The following is a 25,140-nucleotide window of genomic DNA, read 5'->3' on the forward strand; positions in this document are numbered from 1 at the left end:
GTCGGAAATTGATCTCCTTTTTAAATAAATAAAACAAATGTTAGAAAACTTTTTTTAGACTAACTTCACATCCAAGAGCGGTTCAATCGTTCACTCCAGCGGGTGAAGCGCATCGATCGTGACGGTAACGTCATTCGACAAAACGTATGATAATCAATATCCGAGACATACTGGATGAGTCGTATCAATGCAAACGCGAACGTCAAGGTCGATCCGATCGCAAAGCTAAGACCGTATCCAGAAGCGCCGAACGGTGCAATCAATAAGGCTAAGATTCCGTTAGCAAAGAAAAAGATGAACGAACTCCACGCCGCTCCTTTTTGGTCTTCAAAATATAGTAACAGTAAGGTTATGACAAGGACCATCGCGTTCGAAAAAGCACCAATTGTCGTCATCTGGAAGATACTGATTGTTGCTTCAGGTAATGCGAGATAACCGAGTAACGTCGAGGCGAACAACAAGATGAACAACGTGAACAATCCTTGATTCCGAAACAGTCGTTGTAATTCCTGACGTAAGACGAGTAACATCGCATCTCGCGCTTTTTCGACCTGATCTAGCGTTCCGCCTTCATTCGCGTATCCATAAAAAATACGATACCGTTCATAGAAACGTGTCTCGACGGAAACGACGAAGATCGTCATCGTCGGGATGACCGTCAAATACGACAAAAAGATTGCCGTATCATACAACGGATGATAGCGGAATGTTCCGAGATGCACGGCACCTCCGTCCGCGAACCAGATGATCCAGTTCCCGACCCAAACACCAATATTGTAGAGAAAACTCGTCCAAAAGAGTGCCGGGTGACGATCAAAGTAACTCAAATAGGTAAATTGGTTTTTCGTTCCGCGATGCGGAAACGTCAGCAACATCGAGGTAAATAGACCGAACAACGTGATAATCATGCCGAATGTGAAGCCTGCCGTCAACGCAACGCTTGGTGTGAAGAGACCAGTCAGATAGTTCATCAGATACCGATCAATCAATAAAACCGATCCGACGGCTACGGTGCCACCAATCAAAAAGCTATATGCGACGGACTGATAGAACTTCGCGGCACTTAAGAATAAGAAATGCACCCAAATCAAATTGATCGTCATGAATAGAATGAAGATCAGTCCATTCAATAAGAACGGGAGCTTCGAAAAACTGAGAAAGATGAGAAAGACAATACTACCTAACGCCATCGTCATCTTCGTCATGCCTAGAAAGGCAGGAAACAAGTCTTCATATCGTTTCTCGTAGAAACAATCCGCCAAATACCGGGTGACGACGAGCTGCTGAATGCCAAGCAGTACTTGTGAAAAAATGAAACTGTACGAGACAACCAGATTGAACGTCGTCCGTTCTTCAAAAGAAGCAATTGACAGGAACGTCGTCAACCACTGGGTCACGGCGATCGTTAAGATAACGATCAACCAGGGACCGGACGTGACAAGTCCGGCAAAGGCATATGCTTTTAGTCGTGATGAAAAATAATCTTCTTGAAATAACTTTTGAAGTTTAAACCCGATGCCCGCCATATGTCACCCCCCTCTCTTGATACAATGTCTGATATTCCGAGATGAAACGTCGTGTCTGATAATACGCAAGTGCACGTTCTTTCCCATTTTGTCCAAAACGAATCGCTTCTTCTGGATATGACTGGAACCAGGCACAACGCTCCGCAATTCGTCGCGGATTGACTGGAGGTACGACGAATCCCGCCGGTCCGTATGGATCATCCTCACGTCCGTTGATCAGTTCGGAGCATGCACCGACATCAGTGACGACCCACGGAATGCCTGCAGCCATCCCTTCTAGGACAGCAAGCGGTTGACCTTCTGAAATACTCGTCAATAAACAAACATCAAATGATGGCAGATAGCTCCGAATATCAACCTTTCCGACGAGTTTCACACTCGCGGATAATTCAAACAGATCGATTTGTTCCTGACATTCACGGGCGTATTCCGGATCTTCTTCGAGCGGACCCATGATCGTCATTTCGAATGGAACATGCATTTCCTGTAAGACCTTCGCAGCATGAATCATTGTCTTGATATCTTTAATCGGAACAATCCGGACGATGGCACCAATCCGGAGAACATCTTGCTTTGGAAGATGACCTAACGCAGCAAGTCCCGTCGCATCAATTCCGTTCGGGATGACACGAATTTTTTCGGCAGGTGCACCGAGTTCACGCTGCAATTCACCATTTCGGTCAAAGAGCGTGATGATATTGTCTGCCCCTTCGTAGGCTTCGCGTGATAAGTGATGGAAGAACTGAACCCAATGCATGCGGTATTCTTGCGGAATCCACATCGCTTGAACGAGTTCTTCCTCTCGTTCACGGGAGTAGATCCCGTGTTCCGTTAGGACGAACGGAACTTGTTGGCGCTGTTTAATCGCTGCCGCGACAAGTCCCGCATATCCCGTCGACGCAGAATGGATCAGGTCGACGGTCGGCAATTCTGCTTGAAGTAGTTCCAGAACAGGCGCATACATGCTACGCCACATCCAGAGGTAGTCGATGAAGGAGCCAGCTTGTTGTTCTTCCCGATAGCTCGTCTTGACGAGATCAAAAAAGAGCCGGCTCGTAAAAAATTGTGTCGATGTTCCGATGGCTTGACCGAAGAGTGGGAAAATCGATGTGTTCGTCGCTTGAAATCGCATCCAACGTTTGATATCCTCTTCCTGCTCCGGTGTCAATGTCTGTTTCAACGGACGCATCTCATGGGTTTGATCGAGTGGAAGGTTCGTCACACCAACGACGTTCACCGGAAGGGTATACCGAAATTCTGCTTCTGTCATCCGTGTAGGTGTAATCGTGATCAGCTCGAACTCATGCTCTGGCATTTGTTGAATCAGCATGTGTGCCCAACTGGCGACTCCACCACTAACATAAGGATAACTTCCTTCTAACACTAAGCCAATCTTCATTGAGACACCTCCAGTACCGGTATGCGTGCGAAATTCTTCTTGAGTTCTACTTCGTATAAATCGTCCGCATTTCCCAATTTTCGTACCTCACCATACGCAAAGGAGCCCGTCGCAATTTTCCCATCATTGACACGAACCATCATTTTAGAAGGAAGAAGCATCTGACTTCCTGAAATCTCAATCGCCGTTTTAGAATACCGGACATCGATCTTCGATTCTTGGTATAGCTTCATTTTTTTGTAGCCATCATACTGTGTCATGCTCTCGAGATACGGATAATCCGTATGGATCGTTTGGAACATCTTTTCAATCGAACGTTCCATCTTCGGCCATCCTTGTCCTTTCGAACGTTGTTCGTCAAGGACGTCATCTGGGTGGATGAAATGCGAGACTAGTCCGAAGTTGGCTACAGCGTCAGCTAAGACGAACATGTCTTCAGGCGATTCATTATATCCGCTTGTGATCCGTGGGAAGTTGTATAAATTCTTATAGGTCGCGTCTGGCTCGAATTCTTGAATGTAGCTTCCTTTTGAAGCATCCCCGTTATAGAGTGATGCGATGATTAGACCATCCGGGAAAGCTTCATTCAAAACGGATAAACCGGTCGGTCCGATGATGTTCGAAGGTGGGACATAACTACGTATTTGTTCTTTCGGGAAGAAATACTGATGTGCCACTTTGACTTCTTCAATCCCTTTCATCATTTGAGAACGATCGTCCCATGTGGTATAGCCGAGACTTGGATCCATTGTTTCCCCGTTAATGACGAGCGGTTGGTGGTTATATCCATGCAGTCCTAGTTCTCCGCCCATTTTTAATAATCTACGTCCAAAGTTCAACATTGGAAAACGAATATTTTCAATCAACTGCTCTTCCGTGTCATCGATTGCATTTCTGTAACTTCCGATGATGAATCCGGAATAGATAACGTCTTGTTCTTTTGCGATTCGTTGCATGTCTCTCCACCAAACATCCGCAAAGAAATCTTTAACCGTCAAATCATAGTTCTTTTGAATTGATGGATTGGAGGCATCTGGTACAGGCGCCGGGAAATCATCGAAGTGCGCTAACTTAACAGCGACTTGTTGGCTAACGAACGTCGGAAACAGTAAAGAAAGTGACTGGACGAGTAAGCCGCGTGAGTTTTTTTCAAGCAACGAAGAAGTATTCCAAAACAAGACCTCTCCTTTTCCATACTCATGTGTCCATAGAATCGGGTTTCCTTCTGCTTCGATTTTGACATCAGCATTCTGCAATGTCACATCCGCAATACTGTGAACGAACAGTGTAGACGCCTTCGATAAATCGATGTACCCGGGAAATAAATCTTTTTTAAACGTCATACCTTTGACATTTTCCTTGAAGTCACCAAAACGTTTCACACCAACCAAGTCCCCCCACTTCGGATCGATGAATCGACCCGCAACATAGAGTTTCCCTCCTTTTCGGACGAACTTTCGAATGGTTTTGTACGGCCATTCCTTCGTATGTTCACCCGATAAAACAAGGACTGTTCGCTCGCTTGGATCAAGTGTCTTGATGTCAGATGTACGAATACGCTGATAATCGATTTTCGCGTATTTCAGCGCATACGAAAAGTTTTGAATGACGCCTTTTGACAGATCACTATCATTTTGGAGCAGGTAGACGCGCAGTGCCTCTCCTTTAGCTTCGGTTGTTTTCGTATTTGTCGTCTCGAATGAACGAACCTTCGTTTTTTCAGAAGGAATCAGTCGATGTGGATAATCGAGACGAAACAGTTGCACGATGCCCATTGCTACGAATAGAACGGCAAACACCCCAATGAGATAGCCGTAAGTTTTCTTATTCATCGGTCTCCTCCTTCCAAACGTTTCAAAATAAAGCGATGTTCTTCTGGTATGTCTTCCTCTACCACCGCTGTTCTTAACTGATGAAGCACCGGTCCAATCGAAGACCAGTTATTTCGTTGAAAGTAATAGCGAACCAAAGCGAGGTACCCGTCTGGTAAAGTCGGGTGAATCTGAATCATCTCTTCATACGACGCAATCGCTTTCTCATCATTATCTTGACGTATCGCCATTTCTGCTTCCGCTTCGATCCGTGTGAGATCCGTCGGATAGAGGACGCGCATTTGCTCAAGTACTCGGTGAAGTCGTTCATCGAGTCGGCCAATGCCACCTTCATCTAATAGACCACTCTCAAGAAAAGTTTTACATTCTTGAATGAACAGATGATACGTCGTCACGTCGACGGGATTGAGTTGTTGTTCCCGTAAACGAAGATTGGCTTCATATCGATCAAACAAGGAATTTCGGACTGTCGCTGCATAATGGACGGTTTCTGAATCATCATGATCGAGTCCGTATTGCAGATATTTTCCACTATTTTTCAGAGACGATGTCGTTAAGTGGATCATTGACTGTTTCCGGCGCTTCGCATCCATATTCAACGCCTCCTTGATTGGAACCATTTCCATGTTATCGGCTGCCTGTTGCTGCAGTCCTTCAAGATTCATGACATCAAATTGCACATATTCATCGTAATCCAGTAACGTATCTGATGACGCAAATCGTCTCGAAATCAAGTAAGCGATACCCCCAAGCACTTCACCAAAAAGTGGCAGGAGAGCACTGAACAGGCAGATGAACGTCAAGATTCCCCGCTCATGCTCTGGCAACCGCAAGACGAGTAAACGATAGGTAAACACGACGAGCAGAAGATGGAGTACATATAGAACGGATAGAAGTGTCATCATTGGACACGTCCTCCCTTTTGTACATACACAGCTTTTATTCGTTCGAGGAATCGGTTCGCATGTTCTTGAGGTGTTCCCGGTAGTAAAAATTGTAGTTGTTCCGTACTTTCGTCAAAACCGATCAAGTCAATTTCACGCATCGATTGCCGTAAGATCAGTTCTAGTTCGATCAGCGAGAACGGCGTATCACGAATATCAAGCTGAACGAGACTGTATGGTTGACCGTAATGCTCGCGTCTATATTCTTGATATTTCACTTTTTCCTCAAAGTGCTCTCGTTTACAGATGCGCGTGCCTTCAATCAATTCATGACGCGTCTCGATCCATTCCATCAACATCGCTTTTTCAATTCGTGATCCTGTCCAATCGACGATCAGTTGCATGACGTGCATCTCATAGTTTGTCAATCGCTCGAAGGCGATCGATTGAATGACGACGACTTCTTGGATACGACCATCATAACGAATCGGTGCAATCAGTAACGGCACATCCGTCTCATCGATCGTCCGGATGGCGATTGCTTGCTTTTGGAACATCTGTTGATAGATTCCTTGTTCTGGATCAATGAACATCGTTTGTGGTAACTGTTCTTTATCACCGAAACGAATGTGTAATCGTAATGTACGTCGTGACGTATCGACGTGATAAATCGCAATCTCCTTCGCATCAAAAGAGGCTTGTAAGATCTGTACGAGTTTATCGCGTACGATGTCCGTGACAGATTGATCGAGTTCTGTACCGATCCGGTAAATGTTCGTCAACGTATGATTGGATTCAAGTACCTTATTTCGCATTGCTTCTTGAGCGACACGTAACTTTTCGAGCGTATCACGCAACTGTTCGTTCTCCACCACAACTTCTTCTTGACGCAGACGCAAAGATAGATAGCGCTCTTGAAACGACGTACTGAATATGCCGCAAGAGATCGCGACTAGAAAATGCAGGATAATCCATGACATCTCACCCCGATCATAGACAAAGAGTAAGACGTCTTCTCCCCCCCATGCGAGCGAACTCAGATGGTAGATCATCGTAAACAGGAAGCTCGCGAAGGCTCCTAGTAGTCCGTAACGAAGCGAAAAAAGTAAAATATAAAAAATAAGTGGATCAATCGTCCATTTTAAGATCGAAAGATTAAACATATAGTCCAAAATGCCGATAATAAGGATACTAACGATCATTTCAATCCATTTAATGCCTTGTCGGTTCTGAGTATATATCATTTCTATTCACTCCTTTTATTTTTTATCGGTATGATAACGGAAGAAATGTATCGTTAAATCACTACAATTTCATATCGAGAAGGGCAAACTTACTGAAAAGTAAGGGCGCAAAGACATGGGTCGTCGATCTTCGGATACCGATCGCCAGTCTGCAATGCCGCGGCCGCTCTCTGATAATCAATCAGGAGGCTATCAACATGGGTATTATCTCACTCAAGCGCATGACGTCTATTTTGTGCATTCTTTTACTGGGAGTGTTCTTCATGTCGTCACTAGACGCGAAAGCAGAAAAGTCAAATCCACTAGACAATGCGAAGTCGTATAAAGTTTACTACGACGCACCGTCAGCAGCGAAAATCAAGAAGATGCAACAGTATGATGTCATGATCATCGAACCCGTCTTTTATTCAGCTGCACAAATCAAACAGATTCAACAAAATGGAACAAAAGTATACGGCTACATCAATACGATGGAAGCAGATAATTGGAATACAGATTTGATGGGGCAACTCGTGGAATCTGACTTTTTCCACCGGAACGGTCAACGTATTCATTACGCTGAATGGGATTCGTACTTAACGGATATCACATCGAAACACTATCAAGCTGTTTTAATGAAAGAAGTTGAAAAACAAATCGTCCAAAAAGGACTAGATGGTGTTTTCCTCGATACAGTCGGTAACATCGATAACGAGCATGCCGACCAACCTGTCGTTCTCGAACAACAACGAGTAGGAATGACGAACTTCCTAAAGTCACTGAAAACAAAACACGCCTCTTTATCACTGATCCAAAACTGGGGATTTGGAACGTTGAAGTACCACACGTATCCTTATGTCGACGGTATCATGTGGGAGAACTTCAATTATTCAACAGTCGCCAATGATCAGTGGTCAAAGGATCGGATGACAGACCTCCAAAAATTAAATCAATCTCAAGACATCAAAACACTGACGATTTCTTCCGTACAAGGCACAAAAAGTGAAACACTTGCTCAAAAGAACGGATTCCTTCATATGAAGTCAAACATTGATTTAAATTACAATAAATTCTAAACATTTTCATATACCACTTTATAAAGTGACAGCAAATCCCACTACCTGTCAAGCACATGGCATATATCTTATTTCGAAAATGAAGGACCAATTTCCTCTACAGCACGAGGAAATTGGTCCTTTTTATCTCCACAAAAAACCATCATCTCAAATGCTAATATACAGTATTTGACACTGATTGTTTTTAATTATATATTTTAGAAAACTATTTGTATAGATTGGACGTCTTAAATATGATTCAAATTTGGATACTTCAAGGGTCGATGATGTTTGGGTTGACGTATCTCCTTTTAGCCACATACCAATTAATTCGTAGCAAAAATAGTAAAATTGTAGGTACTTTCATCATCATCCTATGGTTTGGTAGCTACCTGTTGATCATCGATGTCTTATTTTTATCATATGAATTAATCTGGCAGGTCATCCCTTTTGTTTTACTAGCCTACCATCGAGAAAAAAGAGCATTCATCAGTGTAGCACTTATCGCTCTCATCAATACGTCGGTGACAGCAGATACTGAACAAATACTCCTCTCGGTAGAGGGTATTGCTTTTCTCTCGTTTCTCTTACAAAAGAAGACACATCTCGCTTTGCGCTTTGCCGTGCTTCACCTTCTCATCGGAAGCGTCATAATATTCTTTCAATCGGATCACACGCTATCCACGATTATTTTTAACGGAAGTCTCACGTTATTGATGTACAGTATATTTCTTTATCTATTGCCGCTACAGTATCGCTATCGAAAGCAACTTGAGACCTATCAACAGTTAGCGGAATATGATGCGCTGACGGGTCTCGCCAATCGACGAGTGTGGGAATTACGCGCCAAAATACTTGCTGGTCAATCTTCGACCTATCATTTGATCACGCTTGATTTAGATCAGTTCAAACAAGTGAACGACCAATATGGTCACTCCAACGGCGATGCTGTGTTGGAGCAGTTCGCGAAAATACTGAAGCGCAATACACGTCCGGAAGATTTAGTCGTTCGGATGGGTGGCGAAGAATTCCTTGTTCTCCTAATCAACCTGACAGTCGAACAAGCAACCACCATCGCCGAACGAATCCGCCAGGAAGTCGAGCGAAATACCTTTCATTTACTCGACGGCTCCTCGATTCATGTCACGACATCAATCGGTCTTTCTTCTGGAAAGCGAGACATTCCTGTTCAGCAGTCGCTAGAACTATCCGATCAAGCTCTCTATCAAGCGAAACGATCGGGACGAAATATCGTTCAAAATGCTAATCAGCTGTCATGAAGACTTCGACTCATATACGAACTCCATCTTACGTTGAGAAATTCGTCTAGCGTGTAAGATGGAGTTTTTGTTGTGATTTACGATTTACGAAAAAATGGGGACTCTCTTTTTGATACACATACGTATTTCAGTGTTCTTCATCGATATTCAATCATTATCTAAGCACAACCAAGTTTCTTATTAACATGATGAAGAATTATCTCGAAAACAACAACGAATCGTTCGTTTCGTCACCCAATCTCCACCAGCCTTTTTCGTTGTTGTTTAATCGCTTCATCATGCGTGACGAGAATAATCGTCTTTCCTTGATCGTTCAACTCTTGTAAGAGCGCCATCACGCGCTCCGCGTTCGCTTGATCAAGCGAGCCCGTCGGTTCATCCGCTAAGATGATGTCACATTGCTTCAGCATCAATCGGGCTAATGCGACCCGTTGCTGTTCCCCACCTGACAACATGAAGATTTTTTGATTGATTTTGTCGCTCAATCCAACAGAAATCAGCACTTCTTCGATCGTCTTGCCCGAGCGATAGCGTTTTTGAACGATTTCGAGATTCTGCCGGACCGTTTTTTGATCGACGAGTGCGAAGTTCTGAAATAAGAAACCCAGCTTCGTCCGAAAGTAGACCAGTTGATTAGGCTTGTTCGTGATATCCTTTCCATCGACGATGATCGTTCCGGTATCAATTGGCTCTAGCGCCCCAATCATATTGAGTAGCGTCGTCTTCCCGCACCCACTCGGACCAGAAAAGATGACGAAGTCGCCCTGAGAAATCGTTAACAATAGGCTTTCGAATAAGGTTTTTCCTTGAAACGACTTAGTTAGTTGTCGGATTTTAATCATAGATCCCCCCCCCTTTAAAATGCGTTGGACATTTGCCCGTTCAATCTTTCGAATCAGCCAAATTAGCAAGACGCCTTCTGCCACTAGTAAGAGTCCTCCGCCAGCTAATAGTAGCCCAGGTGAAGAAAACTCAAGGATATAGGCAGTAAGCGCTACAGCCAGTGTACTGACAAGCGTAATCCCCATCGTCGACACAACCAGGCGTCGGTTTTGCTGCCAGATGTTGTACCCCATCACCTTTTGAACCGATAACTCGATCGCATTCACTTGATACTCGAGTCGTAGCACCGTCCAGATGACGAGTAACTCGAGACTAAGAATCAGTACGACAAAAATCAGGTTCATGTTCATCAATCGTTTCGCTGCTTCCCAGATGCCAAGATACTTCTCCCACGCATTCGTCTGTAAGATGAGTTCGTTCGTCATCTGTTTCTCCGCTACATAGTCTTGAAAGGCTCCTTGATCCAGGTCATACATGACGTCAGCCAGTAAGACATTGGACAGTTGTTTCGGTGCTTTCGGTTGCTTTGCTTCATTGACGACGATGAGTAACGGATCATCGATGAGTGTACTGCCGCTAGTAAGATTTTGATCAATCGCGACGGTCTCGAAATCTTCCTGATAACGGACGACTGGATAGGAGTCTGCAAGATACGCTACGAGTCCGAGTTCACGAAGACCACTATCAATGGTCGACTTCGCTGGAATCGCAACCCCCTTTGGCGCAAAGAACGTCAGCTCATGCTCTAAAACGGACGAACTATTCGCAAATTGCCCGGCAACTTCATTAAATGCCGTCCGGTTCATCAAGACGGTCGGTTGATCTACCGTGAAGCTATTAACCGGGGTACTCAATGTCACTTTAAAGTCATCGTAAAAGCGTGTGTACAGTTCCGTCTGGATTCGTTCCGAGATGTCGGAACTTTTTTCATCCGAAAAGTGCGGAGACGTTACTTTATGACCGATGTAAGTGTACGAATAATTTTTCTTCGCTTCAAAGAACGGGCGTTGTTTATAGATCGTCACCGCTTCGGCGATGACCGTGATACTGCTCGAGAGCATCAAAATCGTCAAGAACGCTGTTGCGAATTTCATGCCATATGTAAAGACAAGTAACTTATTCGACCGCTGACCGTTCGAAAATGCTTCTTTAATCGTCAAACGTCGTAAGCGGAGATAGACCAGTCCGTTTACGACAATCAATCCAACCATCAAGCCACTGAACAGCATCAAGTACGGATCAATTGGTGTGAACAAACGGAGTGTCAAAAAGCTGACGATGAACGCAAGCAATAAAATGCCGGAGTCCATCAGAATCGAAGGCGCTATCCATCGGGCTAACGATTCGCCCATCGATAGACGAACGAGCAATTCCTTTCTGACGACAGCCAGCTCATAGAAGGTCAGTAACACGGTGCTGATCGCAACAAGTGCGAATACGCCTAAGATACGGTATAGTTCTGCTGACTCATTATAACCAGGTTGCGGATGATTCCCCGCGTATGTATCAATCAATTCCATCTTAAACGCTTTTATGGCGCGGCTGAACCGATTCCGTAGAAGTTCGGCGTATAGGAAACGGCAGGATGTTCGGATAACGGCTTGAACTGGAACGTGATATCACCGAGAAAGACACTTTGATAGACCTGTTCTTCAATCGAGCGAGTAGCAAACATTGCTTTAGTACCAGCTGTCCCGTAAATCGTCTTCATACTGGAGAGCGTCCGATTAGGCGTCTCTTCATAAGTGAAGACATCGACCTGATGTTTCGTCGCGGCTCGCTCGATATCTGCTAGCATCTGTTGGTCCGAAATCTTCGGATTCGGATAGATCGTCGTCGACACGAATGGTTCTGCGAATCCTTCAAGTGTCAGCATCCGACTTTCTCCGATGATGAACAAACTCGTAAACACCATCACAGTCAGGATCATCAATTTCAAGCGCTTTATCCGGTTTCCTCCCATCTTTTAGTAATACGTTCAGATTACCTTGAAACATGAATAACCAAAAGATGTAATTTTATCAATCAATCCGACAAAACACGTCTTTTAAAAACAATAGCTATCTCTTCCTTAAAATCAGCAGCTTCGCTTCTCTTTTGCGACTAGGAATCTAAGAACTATAAGCGAATTAGGAAGATCGCTTCTTTAATTTTCTTTTTTCCCATGACTTACTCCCTATCTTTCGATTGGTAGAACGATACTGATTTCTTTTTTTCCGAACACCCCAGCGGATAAGTAGAGTTATCCGCCGAGCGCAACGTTCCATTTCTTCAATCATGCCAACGGTTTCTTTAACTTTCGATGAGCGTAAGCCGTGTGATTTTCCATTCTTCCGTCCATTCGCTTCAGATAAACCCGCATTCTAGCGCGATCGCTTTCAGGATAACTCTACTTATACTAAAACTACCGCGGAATACATAACAGATATGCATATCTGAAGAAACGGATACTCATGAACGACTTACTACGTAACTGGATTCCCCTCGTCAACTCCCTCCTGTCCCGCCTCTCGATCCACCCGAATGAACATGATGAATGCCGGCAAGCAGCCCTCCTCCGACTTTGGAAATCAATCGAAGAAGGAAAGGTCATGACCGTCACCTTCGCTCGAATCCGGGCAAAAGGAGCGATGCTCGACTACTTAGCGACCCGTAACCGGACGCTTGCGACTGAAGTCGCGGTCGAGACGATGCCGGAGCTTCCTCGGACACCGAACATCTCCTTTCATTATCTCCTCAGTGAACTCAAACGGGATCTGTCGAATAAAGAGTACACGTTTCTCGAAGCCTTGATGCACGGCACGGAAGAGACGCTCGGTTACTCCCCGGCGCGACTCCGCTCATTGAAGTCGGAACTCCGGCAGAAAGTCCAATTCCTCCTCGGATGATGACCTATTATCAAGAACGCTTACTCGCGATCATCGAACAGGCGGACTATCGTCCCTTGACGAAAAAAGCCTATCGCTCGGACGTACGGCATCTCTGTCGTCATGTCGAACGGATCGACGTTCCGTCGCTCCAACGCTATGGTAAGTTCCTACGCGATACTTACGCCCCAGCAACTGCGGCTCGGCGACTACATGCTCTCTCCATTTTATTCAATCAACTCGTCGCTGAGCGTTCGCTCCAGACGAATCCGTTGGCACGCGTCAAAAAACCGGTTCCCGCACCCTACCGACGACTTGCCTTCACGTACGACGACGTCCATCGTGTCCTTGAGACGATTTGCGACGAGACTGTCTATGCCTTTAGCTTCCTTCTCTTGCATACGGGTCTGCGGTTTTCGGAAGCCCGTGACTTACAGCTCGCAGATGTCGATTTTACACGCGATCAGTTATTCGTCCGGAGTGGTAAAGGCGATCAATCACGTCAAGTTCCGCTGCATCATACATTACGTGATGTACTGACGCGTTATATCGAGACGATTCGTCCTGATGTCCTGCCGCTGTTTTGCGAAGACAGCGGACGACCGGTCAACCCGGCAAAGTTTCGCCGTGTCTTAAGAGAAGCAAGTGAACGATGTCTCGGACGGATTCTGCGACCCCATGACATCCGAGTCACGTTCGCGACGACGCTCTATCACGTGTATCAGACGGACATTCTAACGATCATGCGCTTACTCGGTCACAGCGATGTTCGGACGACTCAGCACTACGTCCTACCGTTGCACGACATTGCCCATACATCAGTCAATCGCCTCAAGCGGACAGACGATTAAGAACGTCCCGGACGTGATTCGTCTGGCTACGGATGTATCCTTCCGTCGTCGAGATGCTGGCGTGACCAAGCAGACGCTTTATATCGAGCAACTTCAACCCTGCCTGCTGATAGAGATAGGTCGCATAGGCGATCCGTAACATATGCGGACGGATGTGACGCTTCAAGGACGTAAATCCGACCTCGCGAAGCGCCTTCCTTGCCGCATGTTCATTGATCATCCGTCCCGTGACGGATTGAAACAAATAGCCGGTCGTGCGACCTGTAAGAAACAGAACGATCTTTTCGCGAAGAGCTTCCCCGATTGGAACGGTCCGTGTCCGCCCACCTTTGCCGTGACGAACATACAGTTCATTCTTCGCTAAATCAAAATCCTGTACCGTCAACAAACGGGCCTCCATGAAGCGGAGGCCCGTTTGGCTGAGCACCTCGAAGAAGAGGCGATAGGTTGGATCTTGAATCTGTCGAATCACGGGGATCAACTCTTCACTATCATGATACGTCTCATCTTGGAGACGTTGATGGACGATCGGACGGATTTCGACCATCGGATTCTTCTTGATCCGTCGTCGCTCGACGAGGACATTTCCGAGCCGGTGTAAGACGTGATACCGTCGCAGGATCGTCGACGGCTTATAATGTGCTTTCATCCAGTGAAAGTAGCGTCGTAAGGACGCGACTGACCAATCGATTTGATGCAAACGCATTTGCCGAAGATCACTCCGGTATGCCTTGATCGTATGGGCTGACCGCGAGAAATCGTTCAATAAATACTGATCGAGATAGTCATAGTGGGTCATAGCTGGTTCCTCCTTCTTATAGGGACTGACTTGACAGCCGATGGAGTACATGATTGATTTTCGATGAAATATCAAGAATCGCTTTCCCTAAACAATCAATGAACGAAAAACAAAAATAAGGAAAAAAGTTACAATCATATTGAATCTATGTTCTTTAGACCAGAAGAGAAAGCATATCTTTCTTTACCCTGAACGACAGCGCATTGATTCCCTCCACTAATCGGTAAAGGAGCTTACATATGAATACGGATAACGACTATCTTGGCAATCCATCAGATATTCTCGTCACTACGTATGTGACGGAAGAAGACTTACGTGACGTCATCGCTATCGAATTCAAAGACTTCTGGCACCCGAAACTTCGCATCACGCCACACGAGCTCGTGATTACCGGATCGACCGTCTCAACAGAACATCGTTTCGCCCATCATAAACCGTTCACCCTCACGATTGCCCCGTTTCGCATCCGTCATAACATCATCTCGTTTCACATCTATGACATCAGCCCAGCATCCCAAGAACAGACGATTTTGAACCTGCTAAAGGCAAGCCCGAACTTGTCATACAGCTATCACATGATTCATGTCCATCTCCAACCATGCGACTTCGGAAATCCATTTTTTCATACGCTCCAGTATACGAAATTAATGAATCATAAAATCCTCGTCGGTCTCCACCTCTAGTCGATACGCTTTGATTTTTCCTCACCCGTCAGACGTTATTTGAAAAAAATGTATATGATTGAATGAAAAAGGGTATCTAGATTACACCTTTACCATTCGATTAAACATTCCAATCTGCCGAGGTGACTTCTTCCATTATGCCAACCCATACGATGCATGCTCATACTGACTTTTTACTCGTCACGCTCTCCTATCTGATTGCCGCAACATCCGCCTATATCGCAATCGAACTCGCGGGACGCCTCAAGACGGCGACCGATCGTTCGAAACATCTTTGGTTGATTGCCGGTGGATCGATTTTAGGTCTTGGCATCTGGTCGATGCATTTCGTCGCGATGCTTGGTCACGGTACCTTGAAGGATGCGACCTACTCGTTCCCGCTCGTCTTTCTGTCGGTCATCATCGCGATGACGGGATGTATCCTTAGCTTTTATCTCGTCGCCCGCCAGATGTCCCGTGAATCGTTCGTTCTCGGCGGTTTCTTGATGAGAAGTGCGATTGCCGGCATGCATTATGTTGGAATCGCCGCTTTACAGGGGATGACCCTGCAGTATCATGCTGGGTACGTCTTACTCTCGATCTTGATTGCGATTGCTGCTTCTTGGACCGCACTCTGGATCGGCTTCTTTTCGCGTTACGCAAAGCAACAGATGCTAGTGCAAACGAAAGTCTTCTTTGCTCTCATCATGGGCATTGCGATCTCAGGGATGCATCACGTCGGTATGCTCGGTTTAGAGTTTCAGATGATTCCATCGTTTACGAGTGATCAAGTCATCGAACCAGCAATGCTGTTGACGCTTGTCTCGATCGTCACGCTCTTTTTATTCATCGTCTTCTTCGCTTCCGTCTTGTTTGACCTCCAGTTACGTAAACGTGACTTCATCCAAGCGACGATTCTTGAGTCAACCGAAGATGGTGTCGTCACGACGAATCCTGATGGTTTGATCCAATATGCAAACTCGCTGTTCCATGATTTTTTCCCGGAACGTCAACACTACTTAACGGAACATGACGCGACGTTACGTCTCGATGTTCCAGACCATACGAAACAGATGCTACACGTTGACGAACGCATCCTTGAAGTCGTCAATCATCCGCTAAAAGGTGAAAACTTGAATCAAACACTGTGGTTCTTCCGCAACGTCACCGATCAAGTCTCGTCCCAGCAGCAACTTGAACACCTTGCCTTTCATGACCGGTTAACGGATTTACCGAATCGAGACAAAATCACGCTGTATATCGAGGATCAGATTAGACAAGGAATTCCGGTATCCTGCCTTTCGCTCAGTATGGACCGTTGGCGTTCTCTGAGTGATATGCTCGGACATAAAGGCGTCGAGAGTCTGTTGCTGCAAATTGCAGAACGTCTCCAAGTAACGATTCACGCGCGTGATGTCCTATCACGCCTTGATTCGTCTGAGTTCCTCGTCCTTCTTAGTGATGAACGGAGTCAGCTGGCGAAACAAAAAGCCGAGAAGTGTTACGCTGCTTTATCGCAACCATTCGATATCGATGGAACGGTCATTACGCTGGCGATGCGAGCAGGGATTAGTCATTACCCGGAAGACGCAGAAACAGCAGAAGAACTGATCGAGTATGCGAAACTGGCACTACACGCTTCGTTTACGGAAGCACAAAATACAATCAAAGAATTCAAGGTCGAGAATCGAAACGATATTTTACGGACCGTCCAGATCGAAAAATTCATGACGGAGGCGCTCGAAGCAGAAGCGTTTGAACTCATCTATCAACCAAAGATTGCAGTACTCTCAGAACGAATGACCGGTGTTGAAGTCTTAACGCGCTGGACGCACGATGAGCTTGGCTTCGTCTCACCAGCAGAGTTCATTCCCGTCGCTGAAAATACGGGAGCAATTCATGCCTTAGGTGGGTGCTTCGTACTGCCTGCCTACGCTGGGTCGCGTGGCAAGACCTGACACCGGAACCGTTTTCGATTGCCGTTAACGTCTCGCCGCTTCAGTTCGCAAGTCAAAAGTTCTTACGTCGCGTCGAAACAATTCTCGAGGAGACAGGCATGAATCCGGCATACCTCGAGCTCGAAATCACGGAGTCCGCCGCTTTATCCTATGAGACAGCGGCCTATGAAAAATTAGCACGACTGCAGGAACTCGGTATTCGTGTCTCACTCGACGACTTCGGTACCGGTTACTCGTCCTTCAAGCTGCTTCGTTCATTACCAATTCAGTTGTTAAAGATTGATCGCTCGTTCATTAGTTCGTTATTCGACGGTAAGAATCAACAGGCCATCGTCCAATCGATGATTCAGCTCGGTCATAATTTAGAGATGGAAGTCTTGATTGAAGGAGTGGAGACATCCGAGCAAGCAGACTGGCTCGCGCAAGAAGGCTGTGATTATTTCCAGGGCTATTATTTCAGCCGACCGTTGAAAGAAGAGGATCTGTTTCTCTATCTAAATACACCTTTATCGATTGACAGTGCTTAAATTCATTATCTTTCCTCGATTGATTTCGTTAAACTTGTATTCATTCTTCACGTCTTTTATTTACATTTATAGTCAATAAATGAAAATAAATACATCATTTTGTAGAAAGCTTCTTTTGAAAGAATTATACTGAATCAATAAGTGCACTTCTTTAGAAAGTAGCGATGACCTTGCAACCTAAAAATCACTATAAACCTTGGAGCGAAATGAATCTGTAATCGTAACGCCAGATCAGCCGGTTATCTCTGAAACGATTGAACACATCGAGTCTAAATTCCTAATAGCACTAAAACATGATTTTCCGGATTTACTACCTTCAAACAAACAAGAGGAGACTTCTCCACTTGAGTTCAATCGAATGCGTATATTGAATTGGACGAAAGAATTGATACTCTTGGACAGTGCATTTGAAGAACGAAAACGTTTATCCGATCAACTTCATCAAACCGTACTCGCTGGTGGAGATTTACGATTAGCTCACGAACTTGCTCAATTGTGGTTAACTCATCGAAAAGAAGACTTTGGCGGCATCGATTATTTAGCCGTATTATTGGATCGTCAAGATATGGATTGGGCACACACGTATTACACCTATGCTTTACAGATGATTCCCGATTGTACGATTTGGTAGACACATGATTCATTATTCGGCTATCGTGAATGGTTTGACTCTTTTGAACTTCCGAAAAAAATACCAACAAAAACCTCAAAGAAGAAGCCTAAACGACGAAGATAAAGGATTGGAGTGAATTGAATGGATAATCATTTCTTAAATGCTTTAAATTCTAATGACTTGAATACAACAAATTCATTTGACACTAATGAACATTTTATAGTTTCAGATTCTCATCATTTTTCAATTAACCATTGTTTATTAACAGACGATCCACTTGCTCATATACACAAAATCAAAGTGGCTCCTTTGCATCTTGAATACGTTAAACCACACTGGGTAGATGGATATGTTCGATCAGATGGTACACACGTTCAAGGATACTACCGAGATGGTGATGGTGATACAACTAAATTTGACGGAGATGGCTATTTTAGAAACAAATAAAGTAAAAAGACAGTTTGAATAAATTGTTCGAACTGTCTTTTTGATTATGGTATTAAATATATTTAATTTATTAGTGACACTATTAAGTGAAACTTCTATAAATGAAACGTGAAAAAAGTTCTTTAGCCTAAAAGTTTTCAGATAACAAAATCAGGATAACAAATAGAGTTGCAATTCCACATAACGTATTCACTGTAACTGGTATTACAGTATGCTTTCGATCTTCTAAGCGATGCTGAACAAATGTGATGATAAGAGAGGCTCCAAGCAACGGAATCCAAAACCAAGACTCTTTTACATAAGTCGGGAAAGATATATTAAATTTATTTGATATTAAATCCGACAAAAAAATTACATAGAAAAGCGTGAAAAACCAAATAGACTGAGCAAAAAATGTCGGATACATAGTTTGATGTATAAAATAGTCTAATCTTGTTATGTTGGGAGAGCTATGCATATCTTTTGAAGTAGTTTTGTACGTATACTCTTCCATATATAATGATGCTTTTACACAATCAGATAATACATTCATTTCATTTAATATTTTATTTAATGTTTCTGTATAAACGTCAGATTGAATATGCTTATTCAGTATTTTTTGCAACATCGACGTAACATGTTTAATTTCCTCATAACTTTTATAGATTATCTGTTTGTGATTATCTTGAGTCAAAAACCATTCAGTTTCTGAATTTAAATATTTTCGTTTTTCGTCCCTCAATTGCTTTAATACTAAACGATTTGCTCGCCATGGAGAGGTATCTTGTTCGCCTACGAAAGTATTAAATCCAAATCTTCGCAAGTTAGATTTCTCACTATTATAAATCCCATTTCCTAATGTAGTTAACATACGAGAACGCTTAATATTTTTAGAGTACTGTTCTACTTCTACTATATTTACTATATACGTATTTAGAGATTTAGCATCTTGAACATTTATTTTCGGGGAAATTTGATACTGTTCTTGAGAATTTGAATTGTAGGTAAGATTTCCTACGCTTTTTAAATTTTCATACCATTTTTTAGTTAGAAAAATTGTCATAAACCGTTCGACTTCTTTTTCTTCAAACTTCATTAATTGAAGTTGATTCTTTGAATATGAGGAATGTGCTCTTAGCTTTTGAATAAAATTGTATTTATCATCAATTCTTACTTGATATCCTTCCATTTCTTCTGTTCGATCTCGATTATACATCCAAGATTCTTTCATATTCATACCCTTTGATACGAGTTTGACTATATCTGATTTTAATCGAATTATATTTTTTTCAGATGATTCAAGAACTTCTTCCTCATTCATACTTAAAACCCATGGTTTATACTGCTGGTTTTCATAAAAATCAAAAAAATTTCTGATTTTACTCATTGTTTCACTAATATCATATTCCAATTTTTCAAAGAAGCGCCACTCGTCTAACAAATTAGATTGAAATGAATCATGACGTTCTAGTAGTTCAAATTCATTTTTATGTTGTTTTTCTGATAGATTTACAGAAGGACTCATCAGTTTGTTATCTATTTCTATTAATTCAATCACCCTGCTTACTAACTCACCATTCAAAGTATCGGCAATTTGTGTAAAGGTAATTGTTTTATCATATTGTACTTGTATAGCATTAGACCATTCATTCAAATACATTTTTAAATCTCTTTGTTCTTCAATAATCTCTGCATCTAAAATTGAATAAATAACTTGATCTCGAAAAGAATAGTCTTCCAATATTTCTTCATGTACTTCTTCGATCTCTTCTTCTTCATCAAGATCAACTAAATCTGCTTTCGTCGCCACAAAGTAAATATCGTGATTTTTTAGTTTCTCAAGTGTGTGTTTTTTAGTTTCAGTCATTACTTCTCCATATGGAGAACAAAAAACATATTGAAGGTTGGGAATAAATAAAACTTGATGTGTTGATGAAGCATTAGTCCCTGGTGTGTCAACGATATTAAAATTTTTTAATGTTTCATTTGGCAAGCATACAAACAGCCATTCATATGGCGAAGTCAATTGACTTGAAACCACATCAAGCTCGTTGAAACTAATCATTTCTACTTGATTTGTATTTTTAAAACCATACATTTTCTTTTCCATGCCATATACAAACAAGATTGGACGACGTGTTGCTTCTAAGATATCCACTTTCCCAACTGCTTCTCCTAGTAATTCTTCAATCAGACTCGTTTTTCCTGAACTGAATTCTCCTGTAAATGTAAAGCTGGGACGTCGACTTGCTTCCTCGTATAAGTCTATAAAATCTATCGTGTTCTTAAGACTATCCAATTCAAGACGTCCCAGTATATCCTTAAGTTCGTTTGTGTTCAATCGATTGTCTCCTATTCAGTAACGTAGTCAATTGTTCTAACTGCTCCAGTAATCTATTTTTGACAGTCACGAATTTTTCACTCATCTGTTCTTTTTCTTCCTCAGATACTTCTAATGTCTTTTGAAGATTCTGTTTTTGGGTTGTATAATACGCACGTAAATAATTCGACAGTATTCTTTGATGGTTTTGTATTTGTAAACTTGCATACTCTTGAATCGAAGTACGAAGTGCTTCTTGTAATTCGTCAAGAACAATTTTTAGTTCACCTGCTATAATTGTTTTTACCTCATCTAGCGCATTTTCTTCCAATCTTTTACGAATCAAAGGGTAAGCCGCTAGTCCGATAAACGGCATCAAAATGCTCCCACCAACTCCAAGCATGACGGCAGCCGCACCACCAGCAAATATACCAGCTTTGATAGTCGGATCATATGTCTCAAACGGTAAACGGAACACGATATCTTTTTGTTGCTGAAACAATACTGGTAGATGCTCTTGAATTTCCAATTTTTGTTGTTTTGTTAGTTCACGTAACGATCGTAATGTTTCTTGTTTAACGGATACTAAAAAATGATCAATTTGGGGAATGTATTGTTCTATCCATTTCTTTCGCTCTCGTTCGAGCATTCGACTGACGTCCGATTCAAATACTTCAGCAAAGTGTGTAACTGATCCTTGATAACGTCGTATCATGTACTCGGCTTCTTTCGTCCAATCGTCTATCGCGTATTGAATTGATTTTTCAATCATTAACGACAATTCCGTTCTTCTAGCCTCATAGTACAGATGAACATCTTTATTTATTCGTACTGTATCTTCCTCCAAGTATTTAAACAGTTCGAGGAGGTGCTCTTTTTCTTCACGCTTTCCTTCTAGGAATATCATGAACTGAGCTTCTTCCTGACCAAGAGCTTCTTTAATTTGCTTGATAATGACATGTTGGCGTCCTCTTCGCAACGCAATTGTACCTTTCACAAGGTATTGCTCGATAGCCACTTGAACATTTTTGCGCTCATCACCTCCATATCGTAAGATGCGCAATGCGTCGTATGGAAGAATTACAGGATCTACAATTCCATCAATCGATTCCAGTTTTTCTTTAAGATCCTCGATAACTTCCTCAAGTTCCTCTTCATCATCTTCAAATTCATCTGCAAAGTTTAAGATAAATATAATTTGCTTTAACCCTTCTTTTAAAAGAGTCTCTTTTAAAAATATCATTTCTGTTCCACTGATTGGCTGACTCGCTTTCAATATAAAGAAAATGATATCTGCATTTGGAATAAAATGATAAGCCACTTTATTACGATTAAGATTGGCATCATTAAGTCCTGGTGTATCCACGACATAGTAAGGAGGTTTGATCGGAAAATCTACATCGTTCAGTGCAAGGAAGTCAATCGACTGGACGTCTTTATTTCCTACATATCGATTCAATTCCTTAGGATTGATACTCTCAATACGTCCATCTATATAATGAATTTCTGCTTTATTCTCACCTTGTCCAACTAAATTAATCGTTGCAGTTGTTGGTAAAATATCCGAAGGAAGGATATCTTTCCCCATCAGACTGTTAATGAAGGTGGATTTCCCATGATTGAATTCTCCTAATACAACAATGAAACACTCTTCTCGTTCGATAGTATTTTGTAGTTCCTGAATCATTTTTTGAGCTTCTTTTAACATCAGTCCACCTCTTCATGTAACGAGTGCTTTATTCGTTCTAATACCTTCATTCGTTCTTCTATCAAAATCTTTTTCTCTAGACTGACTTCTTTCACTTCGACAGTTTGAAGCACAGAAACATCTATTTGTTTTTTTAGAACTGTTATTTTACGTCGCATTTTTCTTTGAACGGAAGTTCCTAATTGATTAAATGAAGCTTCTAATGCCTTACTAATTTCTCTTTTCATTAAACTCGAAATTTTCAAACTAGCTTTTTGGAATTCATCTCGTACAACTGATTTTAATTGACCGGAAGAACTTTCCCTCCTGCCCCCCAAAAGAAAGACTGCACTAATTGCAGCTAAAGGTGCCAATATCGCTGCCCCTATGACACCTGCACCGATAGTAGCAGCCAAACCTATTCCGGTTAATCCACCACCTATTGCAGCCACTTCAGACGATATTCCACTTTCTTTTACATGTTCAAAGCTTTTCTCCACATTACCGAAGACAGAGTCCATATGAATCAACTTTTTCTCATCGAAGGATTTACTGACATATCCTTGTAACTCTTCAATATATTTTTTTTTGGTCTGTTCTTCGAATGCAGGAAACGCTTCTCTTGTCCATTCTTCCATCATCAAACCTAGTTCGCCTGTAATCCGCTTCAGCATCCGTTCAGCTTGTCCTTCACTGGTAAATGACGAAGTGGTATTAATTTCATTAATATAGAAAGCTTGATTTTTATTGAATTCTTCATCAAATTTCTCAAGAATTAATCGTGTATTTACTAAAAGGATATCTTTTAAGGTCTCTCGAGATTTATGCATCGCTGTCTCAACATGTTCTACTTCACTTACGAGTTGTTCATGCTTTTGAGTGATTTCTATTTCATTTAAAGAGAGATTAATTAACTCTTCCTGAAGCAAATCATTTAGTTCTTGAGAGATTTTTTGAAACTCGTGTTTAATTTTATAGATTCTTGCTTCACCTTTTTGATTTACTAGATAAGACTCTAATTCTTCAAAAAAAGCTGGAATACCACTTATTTGCTTAAGTTCTTTAGCATGTTTTTGTGTTTTTTCAACCATCACTGATAAGTTATCTTGATATGGTTCAATCATTTTTCTGATACTAATTGAAGGGATATCCTGAAGAAAATCTTCACTCGGATGCGATAAGTAGTAATCTAGTCTTTCAGCTAGAACAGCTTGCTTTGCCGAAATAAAATGGATATTCTGTTCCAATATTCCAAATCCCGTTAATTTTTTGACTGCTTCCTTTTTAACTTTTATAGCTTCTTCTGATGTTTTTAAGTGATCGATTCGATTGATCAGTACAAATATATGGTGTAGATGTTTTTTTAAAATATGGCTAGTAAAAAACTCGATTTCTGATTGAGATAACAGTTTATCGGCTCGTAGTAACACAATAACTGCATCCGCCTTAGTAATGAATCGTTTTGTAATTAGAGAACGGATTCCTTGTGCATCATTTAATCCTGGAGTATCAATAATTTGTACTTGATTTTGTAAGAGAGGATTATCGATTTCAATGACAATTCGTGCTTCTTTTTCCGAACTACCATCTTTCAATTTTTTAAACTCTTTTGGTATTAACAGACTGAAAGTAGATTCTTTTTTTGCTTTGGGCTTTACGATGTAATGTTCATTAAATGATGCTATGTCGTCACTTTCATGCATTTTCTTACCATCTAAATAAAATGTTGCTCTTTTTTTCTCACCACGCTTAACGTACGTTACAAGTGCTGTTGATTCTTTTACAGCCGTTGGCAGAACATCTTCTCTTAAAATAGAATTCATGAAAGTCGATTTACCCACCGATACTTCTCCGACTGTAGCAATTAATAAGTCATGTTCCTTTATCCAGTATTGTATTTTTTGGATGTGTCGATCAATAGAATCATCTTCTTCAACTAATGCAACTTGTCGTAATTCACTTCCTAATCGGTGCAGTTTATCTAATTTCACTTTATATTCTTTTAAATCTTTCATTATTTTCCCCCATTAACTCGTTATTATTAAATTAATAATAATCAATTACTTCTTATTTCGAAACAACTTCCAGATAATTTATTCCATTTTATTCATCTTTTTCTTTTTAAAATCTAAAAAAGTCGAAAAATCCCTTTTTTAAAGAGCATTTCGACCTACTAATTTACCTTTAATCGACTAATCGACTGAAAAAATATCTTTATGAAGCGAAGATACGGTCGATAAATTCAAAGAAGAAACGATACATCCACTGACGAATGAATTATTTTAAGGAGTGATAGATAGTCTTATAGATATTTACCGTCCGAATGATTTCATATCTAAGTAAATCTAACCTATGATACTGTCCAAACGCCCTAAGTATCAGAACAAG

At 42.0% G+C, this 25,140-nt stretch carries 18 protein-coding genes, 1 pseudogene and 1 riboswitch; of the genes and pseudogenes, 8 read left to right on the top strand and 11 right to left on the bottom strand.

The annotated features are described in order from the left end of the window. Positions 1-65: 65 nt before the first annotated feature. From pelG to Q9R23_RS07170, 5 genes are read right to left on the bottom strand one after another with little or no spacing between them, the layout of a single operon-like run. The gene (gene pelG, locus Q9R23_RS07150; RefSeq protein WP_311246691.1) at positions 66-1,526 is read right to left on the bottom strand and encodes an exopolysaccharide Pel transporter PelG; all 1,461 of its coding nucleotides are present in this window, start codon (positions 1,524-1,526) and stop codon (positions 66-68) included. Continuing rightward, complete coding sequence (gene pelF / locus Q9R23_RS07155) at positions 1,507-2,925, bottom strand: GT4 family glycosyltransferase PelF (RefSeq protein ID WP_311246692.1); 1,419 nt, start codon at positions 2,923-2,925, stop codon at positions 1,507-1,509. The genes pelG and pelF overlap by 20 nt, the downstream gene beginning before the upstream one ends. Further along, positions 2,922-4,757, bottom strand: a complete 1,836-nt coding sequence (locus Q9R23_RS07160) for a DUF2194 domain-containing protein (protein ID WP_311246693.1) — start codon at positions 4,755-4,757, stop codon at positions 2,922-2,924. Before Q9R23_RS07160 ends, pelF begins: the two co-directional genes overlap by 4 nt. Next, positions 4,754-5,662, bottom strand: a complete 909-nt coding sequence (locus tag Q9R23_RS07165; RefSeq protein ID WP_311246694.1) for a hypothetical protein — start codon at positions 5,660-5,662, stop codon at positions 4,754-4,756. Before Q9R23_RS07165 ends, Q9R23_RS07160 begins: the two co-directional genes overlap by 4 nt. Continuing rightward, complete coding sequence (locus Q9R23_RS07170; RefSeq protein ID WP_311246695.1) at positions 5,659-6,885, bottom strand: GAF domain-containing protein; 1,227 nt, start codon at positions 6,883-6,885, stop codon at positions 5,659-5,661. Before Q9R23_RS07170 ends, Q9R23_RS07165 begins: the two co-directional genes overlap by 4 nt. Positions 6,886-6,957: 72 nt before the next feature. Continuing rightward, positions 6,958-7,042: riboswitch (cyclic di-GMP riboswitch) on the top strand. Positions 7,043-7,148: 106 nt separating this feature from the next. Between Q9R23_RS07170 and Q9R23_RS07175 the strand changes: the two genes are divergently transcribed. Further along, positions 7,149-7,940: a glycoside hydrolase family 191 protein gene (locus tag Q9R23_RS07175; RefSeq protein WP_311246696.1), complete on the top strand. Its 792-nt coding sequence runs from the start codon at positions 7,149-7,151 to the stop codon at positions 7,938-7,940. A 233-nt stretch (positions 7,941-8,173) separates the two neighbouring features. Further along, on the top strand, positions 8,174-9,199 hold the full coding sequence (locus Q9R23_RS07180) for a GGDEF domain-containing protein (RefSeq protein ID WP_311246697.1): 1,026 nt from the start codon (positions 8,174-8,176) through the stop codon (positions 9,197-9,199). A 230-nt stretch (positions 9,200-9,429) separates the two neighbouring features. On the opposite strand, the gene Q9R23_RS07185 is transcribed toward Q9R23_RS07180, so the two are convergent. After that, positions 9,430-11,562: an ATP-binding cassette domain-containing protein gene (locus Q9R23_RS07185; RefSeq protein WP_311246698.1), complete on the bottom strand. Its 2,133-nt coding sequence runs from the start codon at positions 11,560-11,562 to the stop codon at positions 9,430-9,432. A gap of 11 nt (positions 11,563-11,573) precedes the next feature. Next, positions 11,574-11,981 carry a hypothetical protein gene (locus Q9R23_RS07190; RefSeq protein WP_311246699.1) on the bottom strand — a complete coding sequence of 136 codons (408 nt, stop codon included), beginning with the start codon at positions 11,979-11,981 and terminating at the stop codon, positions 11,574-11,576. Positions 11,982-12,495: 514 nt separating this feature from the next. On the opposite strand from Q9R23_RS07190, the gene Q9R23_RS07195 reads away from it, so the two are divergent. Then, the gene (locus tag Q9R23_RS07195; RefSeq protein WP_311246700.1) at positions 12,496-12,930 is read left to right on the top strand and encodes a sigma factor; all 435 of its coding nucleotides are present in this window, start codon (positions 12,496-12,498) and stop codon (positions 12,928-12,930) included. Then, the gene (locus tag Q9R23_RS07200) at positions 12,930-13,760 is read left to right on the top strand and encodes a tyrosine-type recombinase/integrase (RefSeq protein ID WP_311246701.1); all 831 of its coding nucleotides are present in this window, start codon (positions 12,930-12,932) and stop codon (positions 13,758-13,760) included. Before Q9R23_RS07195 ends, Q9R23_RS07200 begins: the two co-directional genes overlap by 1 nt. On the opposite strand, the gene Q9R23_RS07205 is transcribed toward Q9R23_RS07200, so the two are convergent. Beyond that, positions 13,741-14,559, bottom strand: coding sequence for a tyrosine-type recombinase/integrase (locus tag Q9R23_RS07205; protein ID WP_311246702.1), 819 nt, complete (start codon positions 14,557-14,559; stop codon positions 13,741-13,743). The genes Q9R23_RS07200 and Q9R23_RS07205 overlap by 20 nt on opposite strands. Before the next feature lie 239 nt (positions 14,560-14,798). On the opposite strand from Q9R23_RS07205, the gene Q9R23_RS07210 reads away from it, so the two are divergent. The 4 genes and pseudogenes from Q9R23_RS07210 to Q9R23_RS07225 all read left to right on the top strand — a co-directional run bounded on the left by Q9R23_RS07210 (position 14,799) and on the right by Q9R23_RS07225 (position 18,766). Then, entirely contained in the window at positions 14,799-15,242 is a 444-nt protein-coding gene (locus tag Q9R23_RS07210; protein WP_311246703.1) for a hypothetical protein, read from the top strand. A gap of 335 nt (positions 15,243-15,577) precedes the next feature. Continuing rightward, positions 15,578-17,706 (top strand): annotated as a pseudogene (locus tag Q9R23_RS07215) (putative bifunctional diguanylate cyclase/phosphodiesterase). 358 nt (positions 17,707-18,064) lie between these two features. Next, positions 18,065-18,337 (top strand): hypothetical protein, encoded by a 273-nt coding sequence (locus Q9R23_RS07220; RefSeq protein WP_311246704.1) that lies wholly within the window; start codon positions 18,065-18,067, stop codon positions 18,335-18,337. A 123-nt stretch (positions 18,338-18,460) separates the two neighbouring features. Then, the gene (locus Q9R23_RS07225) at positions 18,461-18,766 is read left to right on the top strand and encodes a hypothetical protein (RefSeq protein WP_311246705.1); all 306 of its coding nucleotides are present in this window, start codon (positions 18,461-18,463) and stop codon (positions 18,764-18,766) included. 127 nt (positions 18,767-18,893) lie between these two features. On the opposite strand, the gene Q9R23_RS07230 is transcribed toward Q9R23_RS07225, so the two are convergent. From Q9R23_RS07230 to Q9R23_RS07240, 3 genes are read right to left on the bottom strand one after another with little or no spacing between them, the layout of a single operon-like run. Then, entirely contained in the window at positions 18,894-21,086 is a 2,193-nt protein-coding gene (locus Q9R23_RS07230; RefSeq protein ID WP_311246706.1) for a dynamin family protein, read from the bottom strand. Further along, on the bottom strand, positions 21,067-22,773 hold the full coding sequence (locus Q9R23_RS07235; RefSeq protein ID WP_311246707.1) for a dynamin family protein: 1,707 nt from the start codon (positions 22,771-22,773) through the stop codon (positions 21,067-21,069). The genes Q9R23_RS07230 and Q9R23_RS07235 overlap by 20 nt, the downstream gene beginning before the upstream one ends. Further along, positions 22,773-24,767, bottom strand: coding sequence for a dynamin family protein (locus tag Q9R23_RS07240; protein WP_311246708.1), 1,995 nt, complete (start codon positions 24,765-24,767; stop codon positions 22,773-22,775). Before Q9R23_RS07240 ends, Q9R23_RS07235 begins: the two co-directional genes overlap by 1 nt. Positions 24,768-25,140: the final 373 nt, after the last annotated feature.

The sequence above is a fragment of the Exiguobacterium sp. BRG2 genome (assembly GCF_031844245.1).
Classification (GTDB): domain Bacteria; phylum Bacillota; class Bacilli; order Exiguobacteriales; family Exiguobacteriaceae; genus Exiguobacterium_A.